This is a genomic window from Streptacidiphilus jiangxiensis (assembly GCF_900109465.1).
Taxonomy (GTDB): domain Bacteria; phylum Actinomycetota; class Actinomycetes; order Streptomycetales; family Streptomycetaceae; genus Streptacidiphilus; species Streptacidiphilus jiangxiensis.
Genome location: NZ_FOAZ01000004.1, coordinates 370,049 through 391,327, shown reverse-complemented (window position 1 = coordinate 391,327; position 21,279 = coordinate 370,049). Strand labels below are relative to the sequence as shown.

Annotated in this window: 15 protein-coding genes; 4 read left to right on the top strand and 11 right to left on the bottom strand. The window is 72.8% G+C overall.

Going from position 1 to position 21,279, the window contains the following annotated elements:
- Positions 1 to 114: 114 nt before the first annotated feature.
- The 6 genes from whiA to BMY61_RS44080 all read right to left on the bottom strand — a co-directional run bounded on the left by whiA (position 115) and on the right by BMY61_RS44080 (position 10,469).
- Positions 115 to 1,095 carry a DNA-binding protein WhiA gene (whiA, locus tag BMY61_RS10640; protein WP_042441557.1) on the bottom strand — a complete coding sequence of 327 codons (981 nt, stop codon included), beginning with the start codon at positions 1,093 to 1,095 and terminating at the stop codon, positions 115 to 117.
- A complete protein-coding gene (locus BMY61_RS10635; RefSeq protein WP_042441559.1) occupies positions 1,086 to 2,126 on the bottom strand; it encodes a gluconeogenesis factor YvcK family protein in 1,041 nt (346 codons plus the stop codon). Before BMY61_RS10635 ends, whiA begins: the two co-directional genes overlap by 10 nt.
- 63 nt (positions 2,127 to 2,189) lie before the next feature.
- Positions 2,190 to 3,098, bottom strand: coding sequence for an RNase adapter RapZ (gene rapZ, locus BMY61_RS10630; protein WP_042441561.1), 909 nt, complete (start codon positions 3,096 to 3,098; stop codon positions 2,190 to 2,192).
- 51 nt (positions 3,099 to 3,149) lie between these two features.
- Entirely contained in the window at positions 3,150 to 5,135 is a 1,986-nt protein-coding gene (gene uvrC / locus BMY61_RS10625; protein ID WP_042441563.1) for an excinuclease ABC subunit UvrC, read from the bottom strand.
- 59 nt (positions 5,136 to 5,194) lie between these two features.
- Positions 5,195 to 6,214 (bottom strand): GNAT family N-acetyltransferase, encoded by a 1,020-nt coding sequence (locus tag BMY61_RS10620; protein WP_052438218.1) that lies wholly within the window; start codon positions 6,212 to 6,214, stop codon positions 5,195 to 5,197.
- 100 nt (positions 6,215 to 6,314) lie between these two features.
- Positions 6,315 to 10,469: a S53 family peptidase gene (locus BMY61_RS44080; protein WP_143094264.1), complete on the bottom strand. Its 4,155-nt coding sequence runs from the start codon at positions 10,467 to 10,469 to the stop codon at positions 6,315 to 6,317.
- Positions 10,470 to 10,640: 171 nt separating this feature from the next.
- Here BMY61_RS44080 and BMY61_RS10610 point away from each other — a divergent pair, with 171 nt between their 5' ends.
- Positions 10,641 to 11,603 carry a helix-turn-helix domain-containing protein gene (locus tag BMY61_RS10610; protein WP_052438220.1) on the top strand — a complete coding sequence of 321 codons (963 nt, stop codon included), beginning with the start codon at positions 10,641 to 10,643 and terminating at the stop codon, positions 11,601 to 11,603.
- 201 nt (positions 11,604 to 11,804) lie between these two features.
- Complete coding sequence (locus BMY61_RS44860) at positions 11,805 to 12,926, top strand: 3D domain-containing protein (protein WP_143094263.1); 1,122 nt, start codon at positions 11,805 to 11,807, stop codon at positions 12,924 to 12,926.
- 7 nt (positions 12,927 to 12,933) lie between these two features.
- On the opposite strand, the gene BMY61_RS46040 is transcribed toward BMY61_RS44860, so the two are convergent.
- Genes BMY61_RS46040 through BMY61_RS10590 form a run of 4 tightly spaced genes read right to left on the bottom strand, consistent with a single transcriptional unit; the run spans position 12,934 to position 15,383 of the window.
- Complete coding sequence (locus BMY61_RS46040) at positions 12,934 to 13,110, bottom strand: hypothetical protein (protein WP_161791189.1); 177 nt, start codon at positions 13,108 to 13,110, stop codon at positions 12,934 to 12,936.
- Between the two features lie 14 nt (positions 13,111 to 13,124).
- Positions 13,125 to 14,018, bottom strand: coding sequence for an ABC transporter permease (locus BMY61_RS10600; protein ID WP_052438222.1), 894 nt, complete (start codon positions 14,016 to 14,018; stop codon positions 13,125 to 13,127).
- Entirely contained in the window at positions 14,015 to 14,965 is a 951-nt protein-coding gene (locus BMY61_RS10595) for an ABC transporter ATP-binding protein (RefSeq protein WP_042441568.1), read from the bottom strand. Before BMY61_RS10595 ends, BMY61_RS10600 begins: the two co-directional genes overlap by 4 nt.
- Positions 14,966 to 14,975: 10 nt before the next feature.
- A complete protein-coding gene (locus BMY61_RS10590) occupies positions 14,976 to 15,383 on the bottom strand; it encodes a hypothetical protein (RefSeq protein ID WP_042441570.1) in 408 nt (135 codons plus the stop codon).
- Between the two features lie 323 nt (positions 15,384 to 15,706).
- On the opposite strand from BMY61_RS10590, the gene tuf reads away from it, so the two are divergent.
- Complete coding sequence (gene tuf / locus BMY61_RS10585; RefSeq protein WP_042441571.1) at positions 15,707 to 16,888, top strand: elongation factor Tu; 1,182 nt, start codon at positions 15,707 to 15,709, stop codon at positions 16,886 to 16,888.
- 375 nt (positions 16,889 to 17,263) lie between these two features.
- Positions 17,264 to 20,686, top strand: a complete 3,423-nt coding sequence (locus BMY61_RS10580) for an AfsR/SARP family transcriptional regulator (RefSeq protein WP_143094262.1) — start codon at positions 17,264 to 17,266, stop codon at positions 20,684 to 20,686.
- A gap of 106 nt (positions 20,687 to 20,792) precedes the next feature.
- Here BMY61_RS10580 and BMY61_RS10575 read toward each other — a convergent pair whose 3' ends face one another.
- Positions 20,793 to 21,230 (bottom strand): Rieske (2Fe-2S) protein, encoded by a 438-nt coding sequence (locus tag BMY61_RS10575; protein WP_042441574.1) that lies wholly within the window; start codon positions 21,228 to 21,230, stop codon positions 20,793 to 20,795.
- Between the last annotated feature and the right edge of the window lie 49 nt (positions 21,231 to 21,279).

Below are 21,279 nucleotides of genomic sequence, written 5' to 3'. Positions count from 1 at the left end.
ACTGCGCGAGCAACCACCCTCTGCGGATGGCCCTGCCCGCTGAGCGACTCACCACAGACGGTGGCTTGTCGCGCAGTTCCTCGCGCCCCTGGAAGTGCAACTACCTGCGGGAGCTCAGCCCGCCACCATCTCCTCGGTGAGGCTGTGCTCGGTGTTCGGCAGCCCCAGTTCCGTCGCGCGCTTGTCGGCCATCGCCAGCAGGCGGCGGATCCGGCCCGCGACCGCGTCCTTCGTCAGCGGCGGGTCCGCCAGGGAGCCGAGCTCCTCCAGGGAGGCCTGCTTGTGCTCCATGCGCAGACGCCCGGCCGCGGCCAGGTGCTCCGGCACGTCGTCGCCCAGGATCTCCAGCGCTCGCCCGACCCGGGCTCCCGCTGCCACCGCGGCCCGCGCGGAGCGGCGCAGGTTCGCGTCGTCGAAGTTCGCCAGTCGGTTCGCCGTGGCCCGGACCTCGCGGCGCATGCGCCGCTCCTCCCACGCCAGGACCGACTCGTGCGCCCCCAGGCGCGTCAACAGCGCGCCGATCGCATCACCGTCACGGATGACCACCCGGTCCACACCCCGCACCTCCCGCGCCTTCGCGGGGATGCCCAGTCGGCGCGCCGCGCCGACCAGCGCCAGCGCCGCCTCCGAACCCGGGCAGGTGATCTCCAGGGAGGAGGACCGTCCCGGCTCCGTCAGGGAGCCGTGCGCGAGGAACGCACCTCGCCATGCCGCCTCCGCGTCGCACGTCGCGCCGGAGACCACCGCCGGGGGGAGACCCCGGATCGGGCGTCCACGCCCGTCCACCAAGCCCGTCTGTCGGGCCAGTAGATCGCCGTCCTTGACCACCCGCACCACGTACCGGCTGCCGCGGCGCAGCCCGCCGGGGGCCATCACCACCAGGTCCGAGGAGTGTCCGAAGATCTCCAGCAGATCCTTGCGCAGCCGCCTTGCCGCTACTCCGGTGTCCAGCTCGGCCTCGATCACGATGCGTCCGCTCACGATGTGCAGACCGCCCGCGAAGCGGAGGATCGCCGACACCTCTGCCTTGCGGCAGCAAGCCCGGGTGACGGGAAGCCGACTGATTTCGTCCTTCACAGCTGCCGTCATCGCCATGGCGCGATCCTTCCATGCGTTCTGAAGATCCGGTCGTACGCTGCGGCCAGAAGCTCCGGGTCGTGTCGCGCTCCGTCGCTCGCCGCGACGGGCGCCAGGACGAGTTCGGCGCCCAGGCGCTTCGCCGCGTCCCGCAGTGCCTCGCAGTCCGCGACGGCGCCCACCGCCGCGGAGTCCGCGAGGACGAAGTCCAGCTCGACGCCACCGGCGTGCTCGAGGAAGACCTCCAGGTGCCGCTGCGGCGAGAAACCCTCGGTCTCACCGGGCTGGGCGACCAGGTTCAGCGCGAGCACCTTGCGGGCCTGCGTCCCGGCCACCGCGTCGCGCAGCTGAGGGACCATCAGATGCGGCAGCACGCTGGTGAACCAGGAACCGGGGCCGAGCACGACCCAGTCCGCGGCGTGCACCGCCTCCACCGCCTCGGGGACCGCGGGCGGGTCCTCGGGCAGCAGCCTGATCGCCTCCACGGTACCTGGCGTCACGGCCACCTCGGCCTGGCCGTGGACGATGCTCACCACATCAGGCTCGGCGGGGTCCAGTCCGCGCACCGACGCCTCGATGTGCAGCGGGACCGCCGACATCGGCAGCACCCGCCCGTGCGCGCCCAGCAGACGGCCCACCCACTCCAGGGCCGCGACCGGGTCACCCAGCTTCTCCCACAGCGCAACGATCAGCAGGTTGCCGACGGCGTGGCCGTGCAGCTCGCCGTCGCTCTGGAACCGGTGCTGGATCACCTCGGACCAGGTACGGCCCCACTCGTCGTCGCCACAGAGCGCGGCCAGCGCCTTGCGCAGGTCGCCGGGGGGCAGCACGCCCAGCTCGTCACGGAGCCGGCCGCTGGAGCCGCCGTCGTCCGCGACGGTGACCACGGCGGTCAGCTCGGCGGTCAGCCGCCGCAGGGCGCGCAGCGAGGCGGAGAGCCCCTGACCGCCGCCCAGGGCGACGATCCGCGGGGCCCGTCTGCCGCGGCGGCGCGCCGCTCGGAACGCCCCGCCCGGCCCGCCGGCCGCGCTGCTGTAGCTACCCGCCAACCCGCGCCCCTATCGCCTCAGTGCGGCGAGGGGCGGCCGGCTACCGACCGTGCCGCCGCCTCGTCACTCTCGCCCCATGTCCCGGTGGACGAGCACCGTCTCCAGGCCGTCGGCGGTCAGGCGCTTGGCCAGCCGTTCCGACATCGCCACACTGCGGTGCTTTCCTCCGGTGCAGCCTACGGCAATCGTCATGTAGCGCTTGCCCTCGCGGCGGTAGCCCTCGGTGACGATCCGCAGCAGCTCGGCGTAGCCGTTGAGGAACTCCTTGGCACCGGGCTGGTCGAAGACGTACCGGGCGACCTCCTCGTCGGTGCCGGTGTGGGCGCGCAGCTCCGGCACCCAGTGCGGGTTCGGCAGGAAGCGGCAGTCGACCACGAGGTCGGCGTCGACGGGCAGGCCGTACTTGAAGCCGAAGGACATGACGGTCGCCCGCAGCTCGGGCTCGGCCTCGTCGGCGAAGTGCGCGTCCATCTTGGCGCGCAGTTCGTGGACGTTGAGGTTGGAGGTGTCGATCACGAGATCGGCCTCGCCGCGCAGCTCGCGCAGCAGCTCCCGCTCGCGCTCGATGCCGTCGACGATCCGGCCGTCACCCTGCAGCGGGTGCGGACGGCGCACGTTCTCGAAGCGGCGGACGAGCGCTTCCTCGGAGGCCTCCAGGAAGACGACGCGCAGCCGGACGCCACTCTTCTCCAAGTCGTCCAGCGCGGTGCGCAGGTCGTCGAAGAAGCTGCGACCGCGCACGTCGACGACGGCGCTTATCCGCGCCACCGCGCCCTGGGAGCGGGCACCGAGATCGACCATGGTCGGTATCAAGGCGGGCGGCAGGTTGTCGACGACGAACCAGCCGAGGTCCTCCAGGCATTTGGCGGCGGTGCTGCGACCGGCTCCCGACATCCCGGAGATGATCACCAGCTCCGGCACCTCGGAGCTGTCCTGTGGCTCGGCCGGCACCAGCCTCTCAGGCGTACTCACTGCTTTCTCCCCGCTTTCGGTCACATCAGTACAAACAACGCGCGATGTCGTCTAGGGCTTCCCCTGATCACTCTCCGGAGTGAAATCGCCCGCGGATGTGACGCCCATGATGTCCGACTCTTCCATAATCTCGCCGGTGGCCATGTTCACCGCCGGAGCACTCGGTGTACGTGAGGCCAACGCTGCCGCAACGGCCTCCGCCGTGCGGCGTCCCACGCCGGGAACCTCGCAGATCTCGTCGATGGTCGCCGCCTTCAGCTTCTTCAGCGAGCCGAAGTGCTTCAGCAGCGCCTGGCGCCGGGACTCCCCGAGGCCCGGAACAGTGTCCAGGGCGCTGCTCGTGGCGCGCTTGGCCCGCTTCTGGCGCTGGTAGGTGATGGCGAAGCGGTGCGCCTCGTCGCGCACCCGCTGCAACAGGTAGAGCCCCTCGCTGGAGCGGGGCAGGACCACCGGGTCGTCCTCGTCCGGCAGCCAGACCTCCTCCAGGCGCTTGGCCAGTCCACAGAGTGCCACATCGGTCACGCCGGCCTCCATCAGCGCCTGCTGCGCGGCGGCGACCTGCGGCTGCCCGCCGTCGACGACGATCAGCTGCGGCGGATAGGCGAAACGCCGGGCCTTGCCGGTCTCCTCGTCCTTGGCCGGGGCCTGCTCCTGGTGCCGGAAGCGGCGGGTGATCACCTCGTGCATGGAGCGGACGTCGTCCTGGCCCTCGAACCCCTTGATCGCGAACCGGCGGTACTCGGACTTGCGGGCGAGCCCGTCCTCGAAGACGACCATGGACGCGACCACGTCCTGCCCCTGGAGGTGCGAGATGTCGTAGCACTCGATCCGCAGCGGTGCCGTGTCCAGCCCCAGCGCGTCGGCGATCTCCTGCAGCGCGACGGAGCGGGTGGTGAGGTCCGCGGCGCGCTTGGTCTTGTGCAGGGCGAGCGCCTGCAGCGCGTTGCGCTCGACCGTGGTCATCAGCTCGCGCTTGTCGCCGCGCTGCGGGACGCGCAGGTCCACCTTGCTGCCGCGCCGCTCGGCGAGCCAGGTCAGCACCGGCTCGACCGGCTCGGGCAGCGCCGGCACCAGCACCTCGCGCGGGACGCCCTCGCCGCTCTCCTCGCCGTACAGCTGCACCAGCGCGTGTTCGACCAGCAGCGGGGTGTCGATCTGCTCGACCTTGTCCGTCACCCAGCCGCGCTGCCCGCGCACCCGACCACCGCGCACGTGGAAGATCTGCACGGCGGCCTCGAGTTCGTCCTGCGCGAAGGCGAGCAGGTCGGCGTCGGTGCCGTCGCCGAGGACGACGGCGTTCTTCTCCATCGCCCGCTTGAGCGCCTCTATGTCGTCGCGCAGCCGGGCGGCCTTCTCGTACTCCATCTCCATGGCCGCCTCGCGCATCTGGGCCTCCAGGCGCTTGACGTAGGTGCCGGCGTGGCCGGCCATGAAGTCGCAGAACTCCTCGGCGAGGTCGCGGTGCTCCTCGGCCGAGACCCGGCCGACGCAGGGAGCGGAGCACTTGCCGATGTAGCCGAGCAGGCAGGGGCGTCCGATCTGCTCGGCGCGCTTGAACACGCCCGCGGAGCAGGTGCGGACGGGGAAGACGCGCAGCATCAGGTCGAGCGTCTCGCGGATCGCCCAGGCATGGCCGTAGGGCCCGAAGTAGCGCACGCCCTTCTTCTTGGACCCGCGCATCACCTGCGCGCGCGGGAACTCCTCGTTCATGGTGACGGCGAGGAAGGGGTAGCTCTTGTCGTCCCGGTACTTCACGTTGAAGCGCGGGTCGAACTCCTTGATCCAGGTGTACTCCAGCTGGAGCGCCTCGACCTCGGTGCCCACCACCGTCCACTCGACGGACGCGGCGGTGGTGACCATCTGCCGCGTGCGCGGGTGCAGGTTGGCCAGGTCCTGGAAGTAGTTCGCCAGGCGCTGGCGCAGGCTCTTGGCCTTGCCGACGTAGATCACGCGCGAGTCGGCGTCGCGGAACTTGTAGACCCCGGGCGAGTCCGGAATCTGCCCGGGCGCGGGACGGTAGGTGGACGGGTCGGCCATGCCCCCTACCGTACCGACCAGGAGTGACGACCGGGTCGCGTCCCGTGTGCGCGAGACGGTCAGGGGGTGCGGGAGTCCAGGAGGGCTTCCAGCGCGCCGACGTCGGCCTGGACGCTCACCTCGGTGTGCTCGGGCTGGTAACCGAGCCTGCTGTTGACGCGGATCATGGGAACGTTCTCGGGTGCCGTCTCCGTGTGCACCTGTTCCAGCCGCGGCAGTTCGGCGGTGAGCCGGCGCATCATCGAGGACTTCATCGCCAGGCCGAGGCCCAGCCCCCGGAACTCCGCCACGACGCCCGTGTCCAGTTGACGGCAGTGGCTTTCGTCCCCGGGATCGATCGCGACCTCGGTGAAGCCCGCCACCGCTCCGGTGCGCTCGTCGACGGCCACCACATACCGGCACGACTGCCCGGCCTTGCGCATCTCGGCCTCGAACTGCCGTACGCGCTCCACGGTCCAGGTGGGGGGCCGGTAGGCCGACTCGCCGAGCGGCTGGTCAGCCATGGCACTGCGTGCCCGGGCGAATCCCTCCACAAGGTCGTCCGGCGCAACGTCTGCCCACTGGTGGAGCCGGAACCCGGGGACCGGCTCCGTCTGCCAGCGCGTCGGGTCCGTACCGGCGACGTCCAGCCGGAACGAGGTCATGCGGAGGACCTGGCGGAAGCCGAGCGCCTTCGCCCACTCCTCGCCGTCCGCCCCGGCCTTGACGTGACCGGAGACCGTCCTGCAGCCACGTCCGCGGATCGCCGGCAGCACCGCCCGGAGCAGCCGCGTGCCCACGCCGGCCCGGCGGCCCGCCGTCGGCACCCGCACCACGAGATGGGCCAACTCGCTGTTCTCCCCCGTCAGGATGGTGGCGCCGGCCGTGCCGAGCAATCCGCCGGCGTGCCCCACCCCCCAGTGCAGCAGGGTCCGAAGGCTCGTCGTGGGTGTGCGCATGCGCCGCTCGTAGGTCTCGAACGGCGGCACGGGCAAACTCGGGAAGTCCGCGCCGTCCACCTCTACGAGGAGCCGGTACCAGTCACCCAGCTCGTCCGAAGAAGCGTGTTCCGGTGCGAACGGCAGGGCCTCGACAGTCATATGGCCGATTGTCGCAGGCCCGTGCGGCCCCGCCCGCCTTCCCCGTGCGGTGGGGAAGGCGGGCGGGGCCAGTCGGTGGGTGTGCTGCCGGTGGGGGCGGTTACCGCAGCCCGGCGAGGGCGGTGTCCACGCCCGCCAGCGGCGAGCCGAGGCCGGTGACGGTGTCGTAGCCCGGACCGGCCGTGCACTCGCTGCCGCAGCCGCCGTTGGACCCGGTGGTGATGTCGTTGAGCTTCGTGCCGAGCGCGTACACGTCGCCGTGGGCAGTGTCGCCGGACGGGCCCGCGACGGCCAGGTGCGGCTTGCCCGCCGCCGCCCGGAGCTGGTCGGCGTCGGCGATGATCGCGGCCCAGGAGGGCGCCGAGAGACTGGTGCCGCCGACCTCCATCCAGTAGCCGCGGCCCGAGAGCGTCACGTAGACCGCGACGCCGGTCTGCGGGTCGGCGACGAAGCTGACGTCCGGGGTGGCCCGGTAGCCGGACGACTGGACGCCGTCCTGGTAGGCCGGGCGCTTCTCGAAGTAGCTGAGGCCGCCGCCGGTGGAGGACCAGGCGGACTCGCCCAGCGTGGCGCCGCTCGCGTCCAACTTCAGGTTGGTGCCGCCGATGGCGAGCGCGTACGGGTTGGTGCTGGAGTAACCGGCCGGGTAACCCGCGTCCCCCGTGGACTGGGTGCAGACGGAGTCGGCGAGCTTGCAGTGGCCGTCGTAGAACGACTCCTCGGAGAACTCGGTCATGCCCCAGCTGTTGCTGACGACGGCGGGGTGCAGCGAGGCGGCCTTGTCCACGCCCTGGTAGAGGCCCTGCGCCGAGGCGTCGGCGGCCTCGACCAGCACGATCCGGGCGTGCGGGGCGATGGAGTGGGCCCACTCGATGTCCAGCGCCGCCTCCTCGTTCCAGCTGGTGTTGCCGGCCGGCTGGGTGCCGTCGGCGTAGACCTGGGAGAAGTCGAAGCAGTCGCTGGTCGCGTTCGCGCTTCCACAGGTCTGCGGCAGGTCGAACTGGGCGGAGAAGGCGTTCAGGTCCGCCGTCGCCGTCGGGTAGTCGTAGGCGTCGACGATGGCGACCGTCTGGCCGGTGCCGTCACCGGTCAGTCCGAGGCGGCCCTGGATCTGCTGCGGGGTGTAGCCGCGGATCGCGGCGGCGGCGTCGCTGCCGGCGGCGTCGGCCTTCACCGCGCTCGCCAGCTGCTCCGACCTGATCCGCAGCGAGGTGGTGGCGGTGCCGGTGCCCACGGTCTGCTCGGGGACCGGGGCAGCGGTGGCGTCCGTCGTCGCGGCCGGCGCCGTGGTGGCGGACGAGGTGGAGGCTGCGGAGCCGCTGCCGACGACCTCGTTCACGGTGATGCCGTGGAAGTAGCTGTCGAGGGCGAAGGAGTCCACCACGAAGGCACCGACCGAGGAGGACAGCGCGTAGGCGGTCCAGTCGAAGGGCAGGCCGAGCAGCTGCGTCGCACCGTCCTTGCCGGTGCCGATCGGGGTGACCGTGCCGGCGAACTCGGAGAACGCCTCACTGTCGGGCATCATGTCGGACTCGCCGGCCGGCGTGGTGAGCGGGAGGCTGTACTCCTCCAGGCCGCCCGCGCCGCCCACGAGGACCTCGTGGCCGTCGGTCGTGGTGGCGATCGCGCCCTGCTGGTCGTTGACGTAGACCCGCGAGTCGTACGGCGCCGAGCCGTCCGCCGGGAAGGTCGTCGTGTCGTACCAGTGCAGCTCGATCAGGCCGTACCTGGCCGAGGCGACGAACCCGTTGAAGGTCTGCGCGCCGACGGAGAGGTGCGTGGTGACCACCTTTCCGGTGCGGCTGTCCAGGATCTGCACCAGGTGTGCCAGGCCGGGCTTGTCCGCGCCCCAGGCCAGGGCCACGCCGTGGCCGTCGGTACCGGGGATGTCGGCGCCGGCGAAGACGCCGGACTGCGCCTCGATCCAGCCCGCGTTGTCCACGTCGGGCTGCTCGGACCAGATCTCCTGGCCCGTGGCCGCGTCCAGCGACACGGCGGTCGGGGCCGGGTCGGTGATGCCCTGGTTGAACCCGGCGGCGACGCCGCCGTACTCCAGGATCAGCCGGCCGTCGACGTCGACGGCCGCGGTGGAGTACGCCACGTTCTTTCCGACGGCGGCGCTGGGCTGGTAGGTCCACTTGGTGGTGCCGTCGGCGGTGTAGGCGGAGACGCCCGCGGTTCCGTTGGCGACGATCTCGCCGCCGGTGACGGCGGTGCCGTACTGGAAGGCTCCGGTGTCCACGTCGCTGTCGAGCCGGCCGTCGGTCTCCAGGACCGCGATGCCGTGCGAGGTGGCGGCGACCAGGCGCTGAGCGGTGCGCCCGTGCTTGTCGGTCACGGCGGCCAGCTTCAGCTGGTGCACGGCCGCGCTGACCGGGGTCGACCACAGGATGCGCGGCGCCGGGTCGTTCAGGGTGCGGCCGTCCAGGGCGAGGACGCCGTGGCTCTGGCCGGCGACGACCAGGTCCTTCACGCCGTCGCCGTTGACGTCCACGGAGACCGCGGAGTAGGTGTCGCCGAGCAGCGGCTCGGTGACGCCTGCGCCGGTGCGGCCCGAGGAGACGTGGGCGGTGAGGTCGTAACCCACCGTCAGGATCCCTCCCCGGTAGGGGGTGACCTGGTCGCCGACGACGTCGCCGTCCCGGCGCCACAGCAGCTTGCCGTTGCTGCCGTCGAAGGTCAGCAGCTGGTTGTGGTAGATGCCCTCGGGGTTGGTGAGGGTCATCCCGGTGGCGTCGCTGACCGCGGCGTAGACCTCACCGCTGCCGTGCGGGTCGAAGGTGAGCGACAGCGTCGGGGCGTTCGCCTGGCCCACGGTGCTCGCGGTCTGGTGGCTCCACAGCGTCCTGCCGCTGCTGCTCCAGCCGGAGATGGTGGACTGGCCGTCGCTCAGGTCCGCGTTGATGCCCAGTTCGGCCACGCCGATGGCGGCCTGGTCGCCGTGGGCGGTCGGGTTGACCACGAACGCCTCGGGGATGGTGCCGTTGCGCGAGGTGACGACGGTGCGCTTGCCGGTCACCGAGTTGATCGAGGTCAGGTCCCAGCGGACGGCGTCCAGCGGGTCGTTCTGCTCGGCGACGAGGATGTTCTGCGAGCCCGGCTGCTGGGTCATCAGCCGCGGGTAGCCAGGGGTTCTCACGTCCACCTCGGCCTTGCCGGTGGCGGTGTCCACCACCAGCACGTGGCCGTCGGCGGGGCGGGGACTGCCCAGGCCCATCGGGGTGTCGGACCAGCTCGTGGTCAACCGGTCGCCACTGATGGCGGTCAGGTCGCCCCAGGACGCCCAGGGCGCCTTGGTGGAGTAGGTCCAGGCGGTGCTGCCGGTCAGCGTGCCGCCCTTGCCGGGGGCGAAGGAGTAGGCCAGCAGGGAGGAACGGCTGTCCCCCTGCGTCGCGACCGGGTTGTAGGACCAGTCCGGGCCGGTCTGCTCGGCGGCGATCAGCTTGCCGCCCTCGGTCAGCAGCGAGCCGACCGTGCCGGGCACCAGCGTGTGCCAGAGCATCCTGCCGGTGCGGCCGTCGAGGACGGAGAGGAAGGTGCCGCTGGACAGGTCCGAACCGGGCGAGGTGAACGGCCGGTCCGGGCTGGCGCCCACCGAGTAGGCCACGGCCACGTCCGCGACGCCGTCGTGGTTGAAGTCGGCCTGGGCGTAGGGGTGGGTGCCGACGGAGCCGGGCTGGTACGGGTCGTAGCCCTCGTACATGACGGCGGTGAACGGCTCGTCCTGGTAGGCGACGGTGGGCTTGACCTGCCAGTCGCCGTACAGCTGTTCACCGGTGGTCGTCCAGACCGGCTTGCCGGCCTTGTCGTAGCGGGCGAGGCCGCCGCCGGAGAACACCGAGACCCAGTCGCCGGTACCGCCCAGCGCGAGGGTGGACGCCGCCCCGCGCGCGGTCTGCCAGCCGGACTCCTGGGTGACGCCGGTGCCTGTGGAGGCGCTGCCGGCGGCGCCCGTGGCGGCGGTGCCGCCCGTGCCGCCGGCGGTTCCGGTCGCGTTCCTGGTGCCGCTGGAGCCCGACGTCCCGGCCCCGTTCGCCTCGGCCGCCGCGGCCACCAGACCGGGGGTGCCGTCGGCCCGCGGAGTGTACTTGGCGCTCAGCTCGGCCAGCTTGGCGGCGGTCAGCCGCACGGTGCCGGAACCGCCCGGGCCCTGGGCACGGGCCGCCGGCGCGACGCTCACGGCCGCGGTGGCGGCCAGTACGGCGACGGCGGCCGCCGAGCGTATGCCTGTCCTTCGACGTCTTGTTGACGACACGTCCACTCCTTGTCACCACGATGGGGGTGGACGCACTGTTGCAGCCCGGACAGGGCCGATGACAGGCCAGAACGTGGCCGCACCCGGCCGCTGGCCACCCTAGGCCAGTCGGATAACCTGCCCGCCTCGGACTTTTGTATCTTCGAATGACAAATTGCTGGAGTGAGGCCCGTGCTGGACTCGATCGGACTGGACGACGTGGCGGAGCGTGCCTACGAGATCCTGCTGCACCAGGAGTCGGCCACCCCCGCCGCCATGGCCGACGAGCTGGGCGTCTCGCCACAACGGGCACGCCGGACGCTGGACACCCTCACGGCGGACGGCCTGGCCGAGCGCCTCCCCGGCCGCACCCCCCGCTACGTCCCGGTCGACCCGCGCGCCGGACTCTCGGCGCTCATCCGCTCCCACCAGGCCGGGCTCGAACGGGTCGCCTCCGCGGTGGACACCTACGCCGCCCGTTACCACGAGCGCACCCTGCGCACCGATCCGCACCGGCTGGTCGAGGTCATCGCAGGCCCCGCCGAGATCACGCACCGCGTCCAGGAGCTGATCGCCGGCGCCCAGCACGAGATCCTGGCCTTCGACGCGCCCCCGTACGTCACCCCGCACCGGAGCGCCTCCGAGATCGAGCATCCGGTACTGGCGCGCGGCGTCAGCGTCCGCGCGATCTACGCCACCGAGGTGCTGACCGTCCCGGTGCTCGCCGACCGGCTGCGGGCCATGGTGGGCCTCGGCGAGCGGGCCCGGGTGATGCCGCGCGTGCCGATGAAGATGGTGCTGGTCGACCGGAGCGACGCGATGCTGCCGCTCACCGCGAGCGAGGAGGGCCTGCGGTCCACCGCCGTCTTCGTCCGCCGCTCGACGCTCTGCGACGCATTGGTGGAACTGTTCGAGGCGAACTGGGCGACGGCCACCCCGATCTTCACCGAGGCCCCGCCGACGGACGAGGTGTCCGCGGAGGACCGCGCCCTCCTCCACCTGCTCAACAGCGGCCTCAAGGACGACGCCATCGCCCGCCAACTGGGCCTCAGCGACCGGACGCTGCGGCGCAGACTCGCCGAGCTGACGAGTCGGCTCGGCGCCACGAGCCGCTTCCAGGCCGGAACCCAGGCCATGCGCCGCGGCTGGCTGTAGGCCTGTCCGACCAGCACCGGGACTTCCCGACCTCGCCCCGGAGGGGCTCCCTCCGGCCAGGAATTGGTCTGGACAATAGTGGTCTAGACCCCTTGACGGGTACTCAGGCGATTGGATTCACTGGCCTGCAGCGCCTACGGGTGTACATGCCATGCCCACCCTGCGGCGCCTCCCCCACACCCCGCCGGCAGGAAGCAGGCCATGCCTCCCATCCCCATGCGCGCTGGCGCCCGTTCACGCACCCGGTTATGGCTCACGGTGGCGGCTGCGGCCGCCTCGCTCGTCGCGCTCCTCGCCCTGCTCGCCGGCGCCCCCGCCTCGGCCGACGTCCGCGCCGGGCAGGCGGGCGAGGCGGCGAGCACGTTGCCCGCCTGCCCGTTCTGGGCCGCCGGGATCACGCCGCCCGCCCGGAGCGTCACCCCCTGGGTGGCGCCGCTGCAGACCGCCGGGGCCGTGAACTTCTCCACCCGTCCCGCGGCGCCGACCCTCACCGGCACGCTGGCGAACGGACAGGTCACCGTCACCGTCGCGCCCGTCCCGAACGCCGTCGCCTACAAGGTGTGGCGCGACGGCGTGGACATCGGCTACATCAGCTACTGGGGCCAGACCGGCCCGCTGACCGTCACCGACACCGCGCCGTGCCAGGGCGCGTACTACGACGTCGTCGCGATGTACGACACCAGCAACTCAGACGCCTCGCTCGGCCGACTGTCCGTCCCCTACTGGCTCGGCGCCAACGGGACGCTCGCCCCCGGCGCGGGTGACGTGGCGGTCGGCACGCAGATCCCGGTGATGGTGACCTCCTACGACAACACCGGCCAGGACGCCTCCGGCTACAACGCCCAACTCGGCGTCTGCGCGACCGACCCGCGGGTGATCCCGTGGGGCACGTACTTCACCGTGCCGGGCTACGGCACCTGCTACGCCGCCGACCTCGGCACCTGGATCCAGAACGACACCGTCGACATCTGGCTCCCAGGGGACCAGGCGAACAACTGGGGCGTGCAGGACCGGACGGTCACCGTGATCGCCGACCCGTACGGCGGCGGGGGCACACCCACGCCGACCCCCACGCCCACCACCTCGCCGACCGTGTCTCCGACGCCCACACCGACGCCGACCGGCTCCCCCACACCGACGCCCACCCCGACCACGACCGGCGGCACCTGCGCCACCCCGTGGAACTCCACCACGACCTACACCTCGGGTGCGCTCGTCTCGTACGCCGGCAAGAACTACACGGCGACGTACGTCTCGACCGGCGCCGTCCCCGGCGACCCGACGTCCTGGGCCGTATGGAAGGCCGACGGTCCCTGCGACTGACCGACGACTATGCCTCCACGGGTGCGCCGCAGTCGGGGCAGCGGAACGGTTCGCTGCGCGAAGCCAGGCTGCGGCGCACCCAGTGGTACAGCCACGGGAAGGTGATCGCGGGCACCTCGCGGGTGGCCTCCACGGTGCCGTGGCGGGGGCACCGTCCGCGTCGGGTCTGTGTCTCGATGGCCATGGGTGCGTGCCTCCTCAGCCGCCGCGTGGCAGCCAGCTGAAGCGGCGCAGGGCGATCAGCAGTCCGCCGAGCCCCCAGGCCGCGACGATCAGCAGGTCGGTCCAGGCAAAGCCCGCGCCGGTGGTATGTGGGTTGTAGGCGGTCAGCAGCGCGGCGACGAGGTGGTGCACCGGGAAGACGTTCGCGATGTCGACCAGCCAGCGGGGCAGGACCGAGGAGGCGATGAAGACGCCGGAGATGAAGTACAGCGGCAGCATCACGGCCTGGGTGACGGGCTGGGCCGCGTCCTCGTTGCGGATCACCGAGGCGAGCGCGTAGCCCAGGCAGCAGAACGAGAGCGCGCCCAGGACGACCGTGACCGCCATGGCCGGCGCCGTCCGCGCCGGGATGTGCGCGCCGTACAGGGCCCAGCCGATCACCAGCAGCAGGGTCGTGATCACCACGGCGACGACCACCGCGGTCAGCGCCCGCCCGGCGATCACCGAGGCGGCCGGGACGGGCGTGGCGCGCCGCCGCTTGAGCACGCCGGCCTCGCGCTGCGCGGTCACGGAGATCACCAGGTTGACGAAGGACGCGCCGATGATCCCCAGCGCGATGATCCCCGGCACGTAGTAGACGGAGGTGTCGATCGTCCCGCCGGGCACCTTCACGGTGTTGTGACCGCCGAAGACGGACGCGAAGATCACCAGGAAGAGCACCGGCAGCGCGAGGGTGAAGAACCGCGACTGCGGATTGCGCAGGAACGCCCGCAGGTCGTAAGGGAACTGGTGCAGGGCGAGCCGGGCCACGTCCCCCGGTGGTGCCCGGTGCGTCGAGGTCGTGCGATCCGTCGCCGCGCGGTGCGCCGCGGTCGTGCCGTTCGTCGAGGTCGTGCCGTTCGTCGAGGTCGTGCCGTTCGTCGAGGTCACGCCGCCGCCTCCCGTTCGTTCGCGGTCAGCGCCAGGTAGACGTCCTCCAGGCTGGGGCGCCGGACTTCGAGGTCGAGCAGGTCGTGGCCGAGGGACTCGGCCCACCCGGCCAGCGGCCCGAGCACGGTCAGCGGGCGGTCCGCCCGCAGCAGCAGGCGTGCCCCGTCGCCCTCGCCGTCCGCGAGCGCGGCCAGCACCGGCGCCGGCAGGTCCGCGAGGGCCGTCCCCGGCGGCAGCGAGAAGCGGATCTCCGCGGCCGCGCGCTCACGTCCGCCGATGGTCTCCGGGGTGCCCTCGGCGACGATCAGGCCGTCCGCGATCACCGTCACCCGGTCGGCCAGGTGCTCGGCCTCGTCCATGAAGTGCGTGGTGAGGAAGACGGTCACGCCCAGGGAGCGCAAGCCCGCGATCATGTCCCAGGCGGCCCGGCGGGCGCTCGGGTCGAAACCGGTGGTCGGCTCGTCGAGGAACAGCAACTCCGGGTCACCGACCAGCGACAACGCGACGTCGAGACGGCGGCGTTGTCCGCCGGAGAGCCGGGTGGCCGTCGAGTCCGCCTGCTCGGCGAGGCCGACCAGCTCCAGGACCTCGCCGACGGGCCGCGGCGCCGGGTAGTACCCCGCGTACAGACGCACGCACTCGGCGACCGTGAGGTCGCGCTCGGGCTGGGACTCCTGCAGGACCACGCCGATCCGTGCCCGCCAGGCCGGTCCGGCGCGCTGCGGGTCCTCCCCCAGCACGCTCACCTCCCCCGCGGTCCGGCGCCGGTAGCCCTCCAGGATCTCCACCGTGGTGGTCTTGCCGGCCCCGTTGGGTCCCAGGAACGCGAAGATCTCGCCGCGCCGGACCTCCAGGTCCACCCCGCGCACGGCCTCGAACGGCCCGTAGCGCATCCGCAGTCCGCAGACCCGGATCACCACGTCCTCGGTGGTCCCTGCCCTCGTCATGCCCGAAGCCTCAACGCCAGGCCCAGAGTTTTCCGTTCGCCTTTCCCGACGCGTTCGTCTCCCACTCGAAGGCGCCGGCGACGCCGCGCAGTCCGGCGAAGGCGGGCGCGTCGCTCAGGTAGACGATGGAACCGCGCCAGGAGATCGATCCGCCCTCGGTGAAGACGCCGACACCGGTGCCCCGCCAACTGGCCGTCGCCCCGTCGGGGCTCATGATCACACCCGTCCCCTCGCCGTACAGCGTCCCGTCGTGACGTAGCGTGCCGACATACGTCCCCAGGTCGGTGACGGTGACCCCGAGCAGGGTGCCCGAGGCCTGGAACGAGCTCTCGACGGTCGGGGGCAGCCCGTGCTCGGACGGGACGACTCTCTGGGCCGTGACCTGCCCCTGCTCCTCGCCGATCAGGTCGCCGAGCATGATGTGCCTCCGTATCTCGCACACCTCCATCCCAGGCTACGCCCGAGGGCGGGGCGCCGCCCGAGGCCCCGGCGCCACCCGAAAACCGTTGGCGTGCGGCACGGGCCGACCGGCACGATGGTGCGCATGTTCCGGTACGCCATCGCCCAGTTCCCCGCAGTCGCGGGTGCGATGGCTGCTGCCCTGACGATCGCAGCCGCAGCCGCACTCGACGGCGCGCGAAGCTGACCTTCCCCGGGTCGATCCCCCGGGACCTCTGCCGGGGAAGGTCGGCCCCGCCCTGAGGTCCCGTCAGGAGTCAACACCCGGAGAAGAGAAGCGTCATGGCCAAGCAGGCCTTCGTGCGGACCAAGCCGCACCTCAACATCGGCACCATGGGTCACGTCGACCACGGCAAGACCACGCTCACCGCCGCCATCACCAAGGTGCTGGCCGAGCACGGGGGCGCCGCCTTCGTGCCGTTCGACCGGATCGACCGGGCGCCGGAGGAGGCCGCCCGCGGGATCACCATCAACATCGCGCACGTCGAGTACGAGACGGCCACCCGGCACTACGCCCACGTCGACATGCCCGGCCACGCCGACTTCGTGAAGAACATGATCACCGGCGCGGCCCAGCTGGACGGCGCCATCCTCGTGGTCTCCGCGCAGGACGGCGTGATGCCGCAGACCGCCGAGCACGTGCTGCTGGCCCGGCAGGTCGGCGTCCAGCACGTCGTCGTCGCGCTGAACAAGGCCGACGCGGGCGACCCGGAGCTGCTGGACCTGGTGGAGCTGGAGGTCCGCGAGCTGCTGAGCGCCCACGGCTACGACGGCGCCGGGCTGCCGGTCGTGCGGGTGTCGGGGCTGCGGGCGCTGCAGGGCGACCCGGTCTGGTCGGCCGCACTGCTGGACCTGCTCGACGCGGTGGACGTGCACGTGCCCACGCCCGTCCGCTACACCGACGTGCCGTTCCTGATGCCGGTCGAGAACGTGCTGACCATCACCGGCCGCGGCACGGTGGTGACCGGCGCGGTCGAGCGCGGCACGGTGCATCTGGGCGACAAGGTCGACGTGCGCGGCTACGGCGCGGAGTTCTCCTCCGTCGTGACCGGCGTGGAGACCTTCGGCCGGACCATGGAGAGCGCGGAGGCGGGCGACAACGTCGCCCTGCTGCTGCGCGGCGTCCAGCGCGGCCAGGTGCGACGCGGCATGGTGGTCGCGGCGACGGGCAGCGCCTCCACGCACCACGTGTTCACCGCGCGGCTGCACCTGCTCCCCGCCGCGGACGGCGGCCGCCGCACGCCGATCGCCAGCGGCTACCGCCCGCAGTTCTACCTGCGGACCGGGGACGTCGTCGGCGACGTGCTGCTGCCGCAGGACGTCGCGGTCGCGCGGCCGGGCGAGACGGTGGAGGCGACGGTGACGCTCGGTCAGGCCGTGCCGCTGGAGCCCGGACTGGGCTTCGCGGTGCGCGAGGGCGGCCGGACGGTCGCCGCCGGTACGGTGGAGTCGGTCGTCGAGTAGGCGTCCGCCACGCCCGGAGGCCCGCGGCAGAGGCATCTGCCGCACGGGCTCGTATCCCCCGATGCGAGCCCGTGCGGCGGCGTCCCACCGCCCCGGAGCGGGTGCCGAGCCCTCCGGCGCGTCCCCCGGCTCGGCACGACGGTGCGTGCTGGGGACGCCTGTGCCCCCGTTGGCCGGGCCGACGCTCCCCCCGGACCGTCGGCCAGGCCGATAACGGGATCTTCCACGCACGCGCCAACGGATCACCAACAGTCCACCGGCCGAGGACCGAAACCGCAGTTGGAGCGGGGTCGGCCGCAGTCGAACCGGACTGTTAGCATCCAACGCGCCTGGGCTCCTTCTCGGTCGCCGGGGCGATCCGAGGGTGGGGTGGAGATGCGATTCGGGCTGCTCGGGCCGTTGTTGGTCGAGGGCGCTGCGGGCACGGTGGTGCCGCTGACCTCGCGCAAGGGCCGGTTGCTGCTCGGCGCGTTGCTGCTGCGGGCCAACGAGACCGCGCCCACACACGGCCTGCTGGACGCCCTGTGGGGCGATGCCGTCCCGCCGACCGCCCGCGCCTCGCTGCAGAACCACGTGGCCCGCCTGCGCGGACTGTTCGGGCCCGCCGAGCAGGACCGCATCCGCACCACCGCCTCCGGCTACCTGATCCGGGTCGAGCCGGGCGAGTTGGACACCGAGGAGTTCCGCCGCCTTGCCGAGGACGCCCGCAGCGCGCGGCTCGCCCGCGACTGGGAGTCCGTCAGCCGCGCCGCCGCGGCCGCCCTGCGGCTGTGGCGGGGACGCCTGTTGGAGGACCTGCCCACGCTGGCCGAGACGGAGCCCGCAGACCCGTTCCAGCACGCCCTGGAGACCTCCCGGCTGCAACTGCGCTCCTGGCGCGCCGCCGCCGAACTGCGGCTCGGCCGCCACCACGACCTCATCCCGGAGCTCGCCAGCTGGGCGGCGGAGCACCCGCTCGCCGAGGAGCTCCAGCGCGACCTGATGACGGCCCTGCTGCGCGACGGCCGCCGGGCGGACGCCCTGGAGGTCTTCACCCGCCTGCGGCTGCGGCTCAGTGAGGAGTTGGGCGTCGACCCGGGCGCGGCCGTGCAGAAGGTCTACCTCCAGGCCCTCACCGAGGAACCACCCGCCGCGATCACCGACTCCCCCGGGATCCCGGCCGCCGCCGTGTCCGCGCCGCCCCGCACCTCGCACAACCCGGCCCTGACACCGGATCCGGCCCGAGCTCCCACCACGGCCGCCTCGGGCGCGACCGGCGCCGTTCCGCCGGCACGCTGCCAACTCCCGTCCGAAGCCCGGGCCTTCACCGGACGCGAGGCGGAGGTGGAGCGCCTGCTCGCCTGCGCCCGACACGCGGCGGACGGCGAGGAGACCGGCTGGGCCGTCGTCGCGGCCGTCGACGGCATGGCCGGCGTCGGCAAGTCCGCGCTCGCCGTGCACGTGGCCCAGCGGGTGCGCGGCGACTTCCCCGACGGCCAACTCTTCCTCGACCTGCGCGGCTGGACGCCCAACGCGACCCCGATGACCACCGCCGAGGCCCTCGACGCGCTGCTGCGCTCCCTCGACGTCCCGCCGCAGACGATCCCCAAGGACCCGGCCGAACGTGCCCGGCGCCTGCGCGACCGACTGGCCGGGACGCGCACTCTGATCGTCCTGGACAACGCCGTCGGCAGCGCCCAGATCCGCCCGCTGCTCCCGGCCACCTCCCGCTGCCTGGTCCTGGTGACCAGCCGCAAACGGCTGACCGGTCTGGACGACTCCCTCGCCGTCCCGCTGCGGGTGCTCAGCGAGGACGAGTCGCTGACGCTGCTGCGCCGCGTGGCCGGCCCGGACCGGGTGCCCGAGGACCAGCCCGAGGCCCGCGAACTCGCCGCGCTGTGCGGGTTCGTACCGCTCGCCCTGCGCATCGCGGCGGCTCAGCTGCGCCGCCGTCGCTCGCTGCGGCTGACCGATCTCGTGGACCGACTGCGCGACGAGCACCACCGGCTCCCCCGGTTCGACCAGCTGGACGGCACGGACCGCGAGGCGGAGCCCGGGACGCAGCGCAGGACGCAGCGCGAGGCGGAGCGCGAGGACCGGGGCCTGAGTGCCGTCTTCGCGACCTCGTTCACCGCCCTGCCCGCCACCGAACAGCGACTGCTGACCCTGCTCGCGGGGATCCCCGGCGCCGATGTGGACGTGGCCGCCGCAGCGGCCCTGCTCGGCGCGGACACCGTCCTGACCGAGCAGTTGCTGGACTCCCTGCTCGACCAGAACCTGCTGACCCAGCACGTCCCCGGCCGCTACGGCTTCCACGACCTGATCCGGCTCTACTGCCGCGCACCGGGCCACTGGGACGCCGACGAGTACCGGACGGCCCTCGACCGACTGCTCGCCCACTACGAGCGCGACGCCGAGCAGGCCGCGGCCCGGCTGCGCCGATCGCCCCGAGCGGCGACGGCGACGGCTGGAAAACCGGACGAGCGCGGCGAGGAGGCGGCACTCGCCTGGATGCGCACCGAGCGGGAGAACCTGCTCGCCTTCGCCCGCTTCGCCCTCGCCGGCGGGCGGCTCCCCCGTCGGCGCGCCTCCGGCATCGCCCTCGCCCTCGCCCTGGCCCCGCTGCTGCACCAGGAGGGCCCACTGCCCGACGCCGTCGCCCTGCTGCGGCAGGCCGCCGAGGCGGCGCGTGCCGGCGGCGACCGGCTCGGCCGGGCCGAGTGCCTGACCGAACTGGGCCGCATCCACATGCAGCGCGGTGAGTTCACCGAGGCGCAGCGCGCCCACACGGACGCCCTGGAGCTCTACCGCGCGCAGGGCGAGCGGCTCGGCGAGGCCGGCGCGATCTACGAGAGCGGGACGGTCCACCTGTTCACCGGCCACTACGCGACGGCCCTGCCGTTGCTGGAGCGGTCCCTCGAGCTCTTCGGGGAGATGGGTAGCGAGCTCGGCCAGGCGAACGCACTCTTCCAGCTGGGCCGCGCCTACCGGCTCACCGGCGACCTCGCCAAGGGCGGCGCGAGCGGCGCCCGCGCGCTGCGGCTCTACGTCGCCATGGGCAAGCGCTGGGGTGAGGGCCACGTGCTGTGCGACCTGGCCCGCGTCCACCAGCTCGGCGGGGACCTGCGCGCCGCGGTCGAGCTGGGCGAACGCGGCCTGGCCGCGTTCCAGGCGATCGACAACCAGCTCGGCGCCGCCACCGCCTGCCAGGCGCTCGGCCGCATCCACCACGACCTCGGCGAACTCGACGCCGCGGCCGAGCTGTTCGGGCGGGCTCTGCGGCTGTTCCGGGCGACCGCCGCGGAGCAGGCGATCGCCCGCTCGCTGTGGGACCTGGGCCGCGTCAGTCTCTCCGCCGGTGCGCCGGAGCGGGCCGCGGACCTGAACGAGCAGGCCCTGCGGATCTTCCAGGCGTCGGGCAGCCGCAACGGCGAGGCCAACGTCCGCCACGACCTCGGCCGCGCGCTGCACGCGCTGGGGCGCACCTCGGAGGCGGCGGAGCTGCTCGCCCAGGCCCGCGAGCTCTTCCGCGACCTCGGCGACCCGCACGGCGAGGCGGAGGTCCTCAACAGCACGGGCGCGCTGCGGCTCGCCACGGAGGGCGCGGAGGCGTCGCTCGCCTGCCACAAGGAGGCCCTGGTGCTGGCCCGCCGCGTCCGCAGCCCGCTGGAGGAAGCGCGCGCCCTGGAGGGTCTGGGCCGCGCCCACGCTGCGCTGGGCGAGACGGCTCGCTCAAGAACGGAGCTCCGGGAGGCGCTGGTGCTGTACCGCCGCATCGGCGCGGCCCTCGCCGCCGAGAAGTTGTTGCAACACCTCTAGAGTCGCGAGGCTCTGCGCGCCAAGCCACTGATCAGCAGATGGTCACCAACGCGCAGGGCCATCCGCACGTCCGTGGCCTGTCGCGCAGCTCCTCGCGCCCCCGGTTTCAGCTGAGCGTCGCGACGAGCTTGCCGTTCTGGACGGTGACCGGGATGGAGGGCAGGGCCGTCTGGGCCGGGCCCTGGGCCACGGAACCGTCGGTGGTCTTGAACTGGCTGCCGTGGCACGGGCAGCTGATCACGCCGTTGCTGACCCCGTCGACCACGCAGCCCGCGTGCGTGCAGACCGCGCTGAACGCCTTGAACGTGCCCGCGCTCGGCTGGGTCACCACGACCTGCTCCGTGCGGTAGACCTTGCCGCCGCCGACGGGCACGTCGCTCGTCGGGCCCAGGGTGACCGGGCCCTTCTGCGAGGAGGCCGCCGAGGAACCGCCGCAGGCGGAGAGCACGGCGGCGCCGGCCCCGGCGATGCCGACCGCAGCCGCGCCGCGCAGCAGCCGGCGACGGCAGCAGCCGACCGATTCGGAAGTGTTCTCGCTGTTCACGGCGGCGGGCTCTCCTCGGTATCGGGCGGATCCCCGCCCTCGCGGGGAA

Coding starts and splice junctions, on each gene's coding strand:
- whiA (WP_042441557.1), bottom strand. CDS start 1,095: ATGGCGATGACGGCAGCTGTGAAGGACGAAATCAGTCGGCTTCCCGTC.
- uvrC (WP_042441563.1), bottom strand. CDS start 5,135: ATGGCCGACCCGTCCACCTACCGTCCCGCGCCCGGGCAGATTCCGGAC.
- BMY61_RS10620 (WP_052438218.1), bottom strand. CDS start 6,214: ATGACTGTCGAGGCCCTGCCGTTCGCACCGGAACACGCTTCTTCGGAC.
- BMY61_RS44860 (WP_143094263.1), top strand. CDS start 11,805: ATGCCTCCCATCCCCATGCGCGCTGGCGCCCGTTCACGCACCCGGTTA.
- BMY61_RS46040 (WP_161791189.1), bottom strand. CDS start 13,110: ATGGCCATCGAGACACAGACCCGACGCGGACGGTGCCCCCGCCACGGC.
- BMY61_RS10595 (WP_042441568.1), bottom strand. CDS start 14,965: ATGACGAGGGCAGGGACCACCGAGGACGTGGTGATCCGGGTCTGCGGA.
- BMY61_RS10590 (WP_042441570.1), bottom strand. CDS start 15,383: ATGCTCGGCGACCTGATCGGCGAGGAGCAGGGGCAGGTCACGGCCCAG.
- tuf (WP_042441571.1), top strand. CDS start 15,707: ATGGCCAAGCAGGCCTTCGTGCGGACCAAGCCGCACCTCAACATCGGC.
- BMY61_RS10580 (WP_143094262.1), top strand. CDS start 17,264: ATGCGATTCGGGCTGCTCGGGCCGTTGTTGGTCGAGGGCGCTGCGGGC.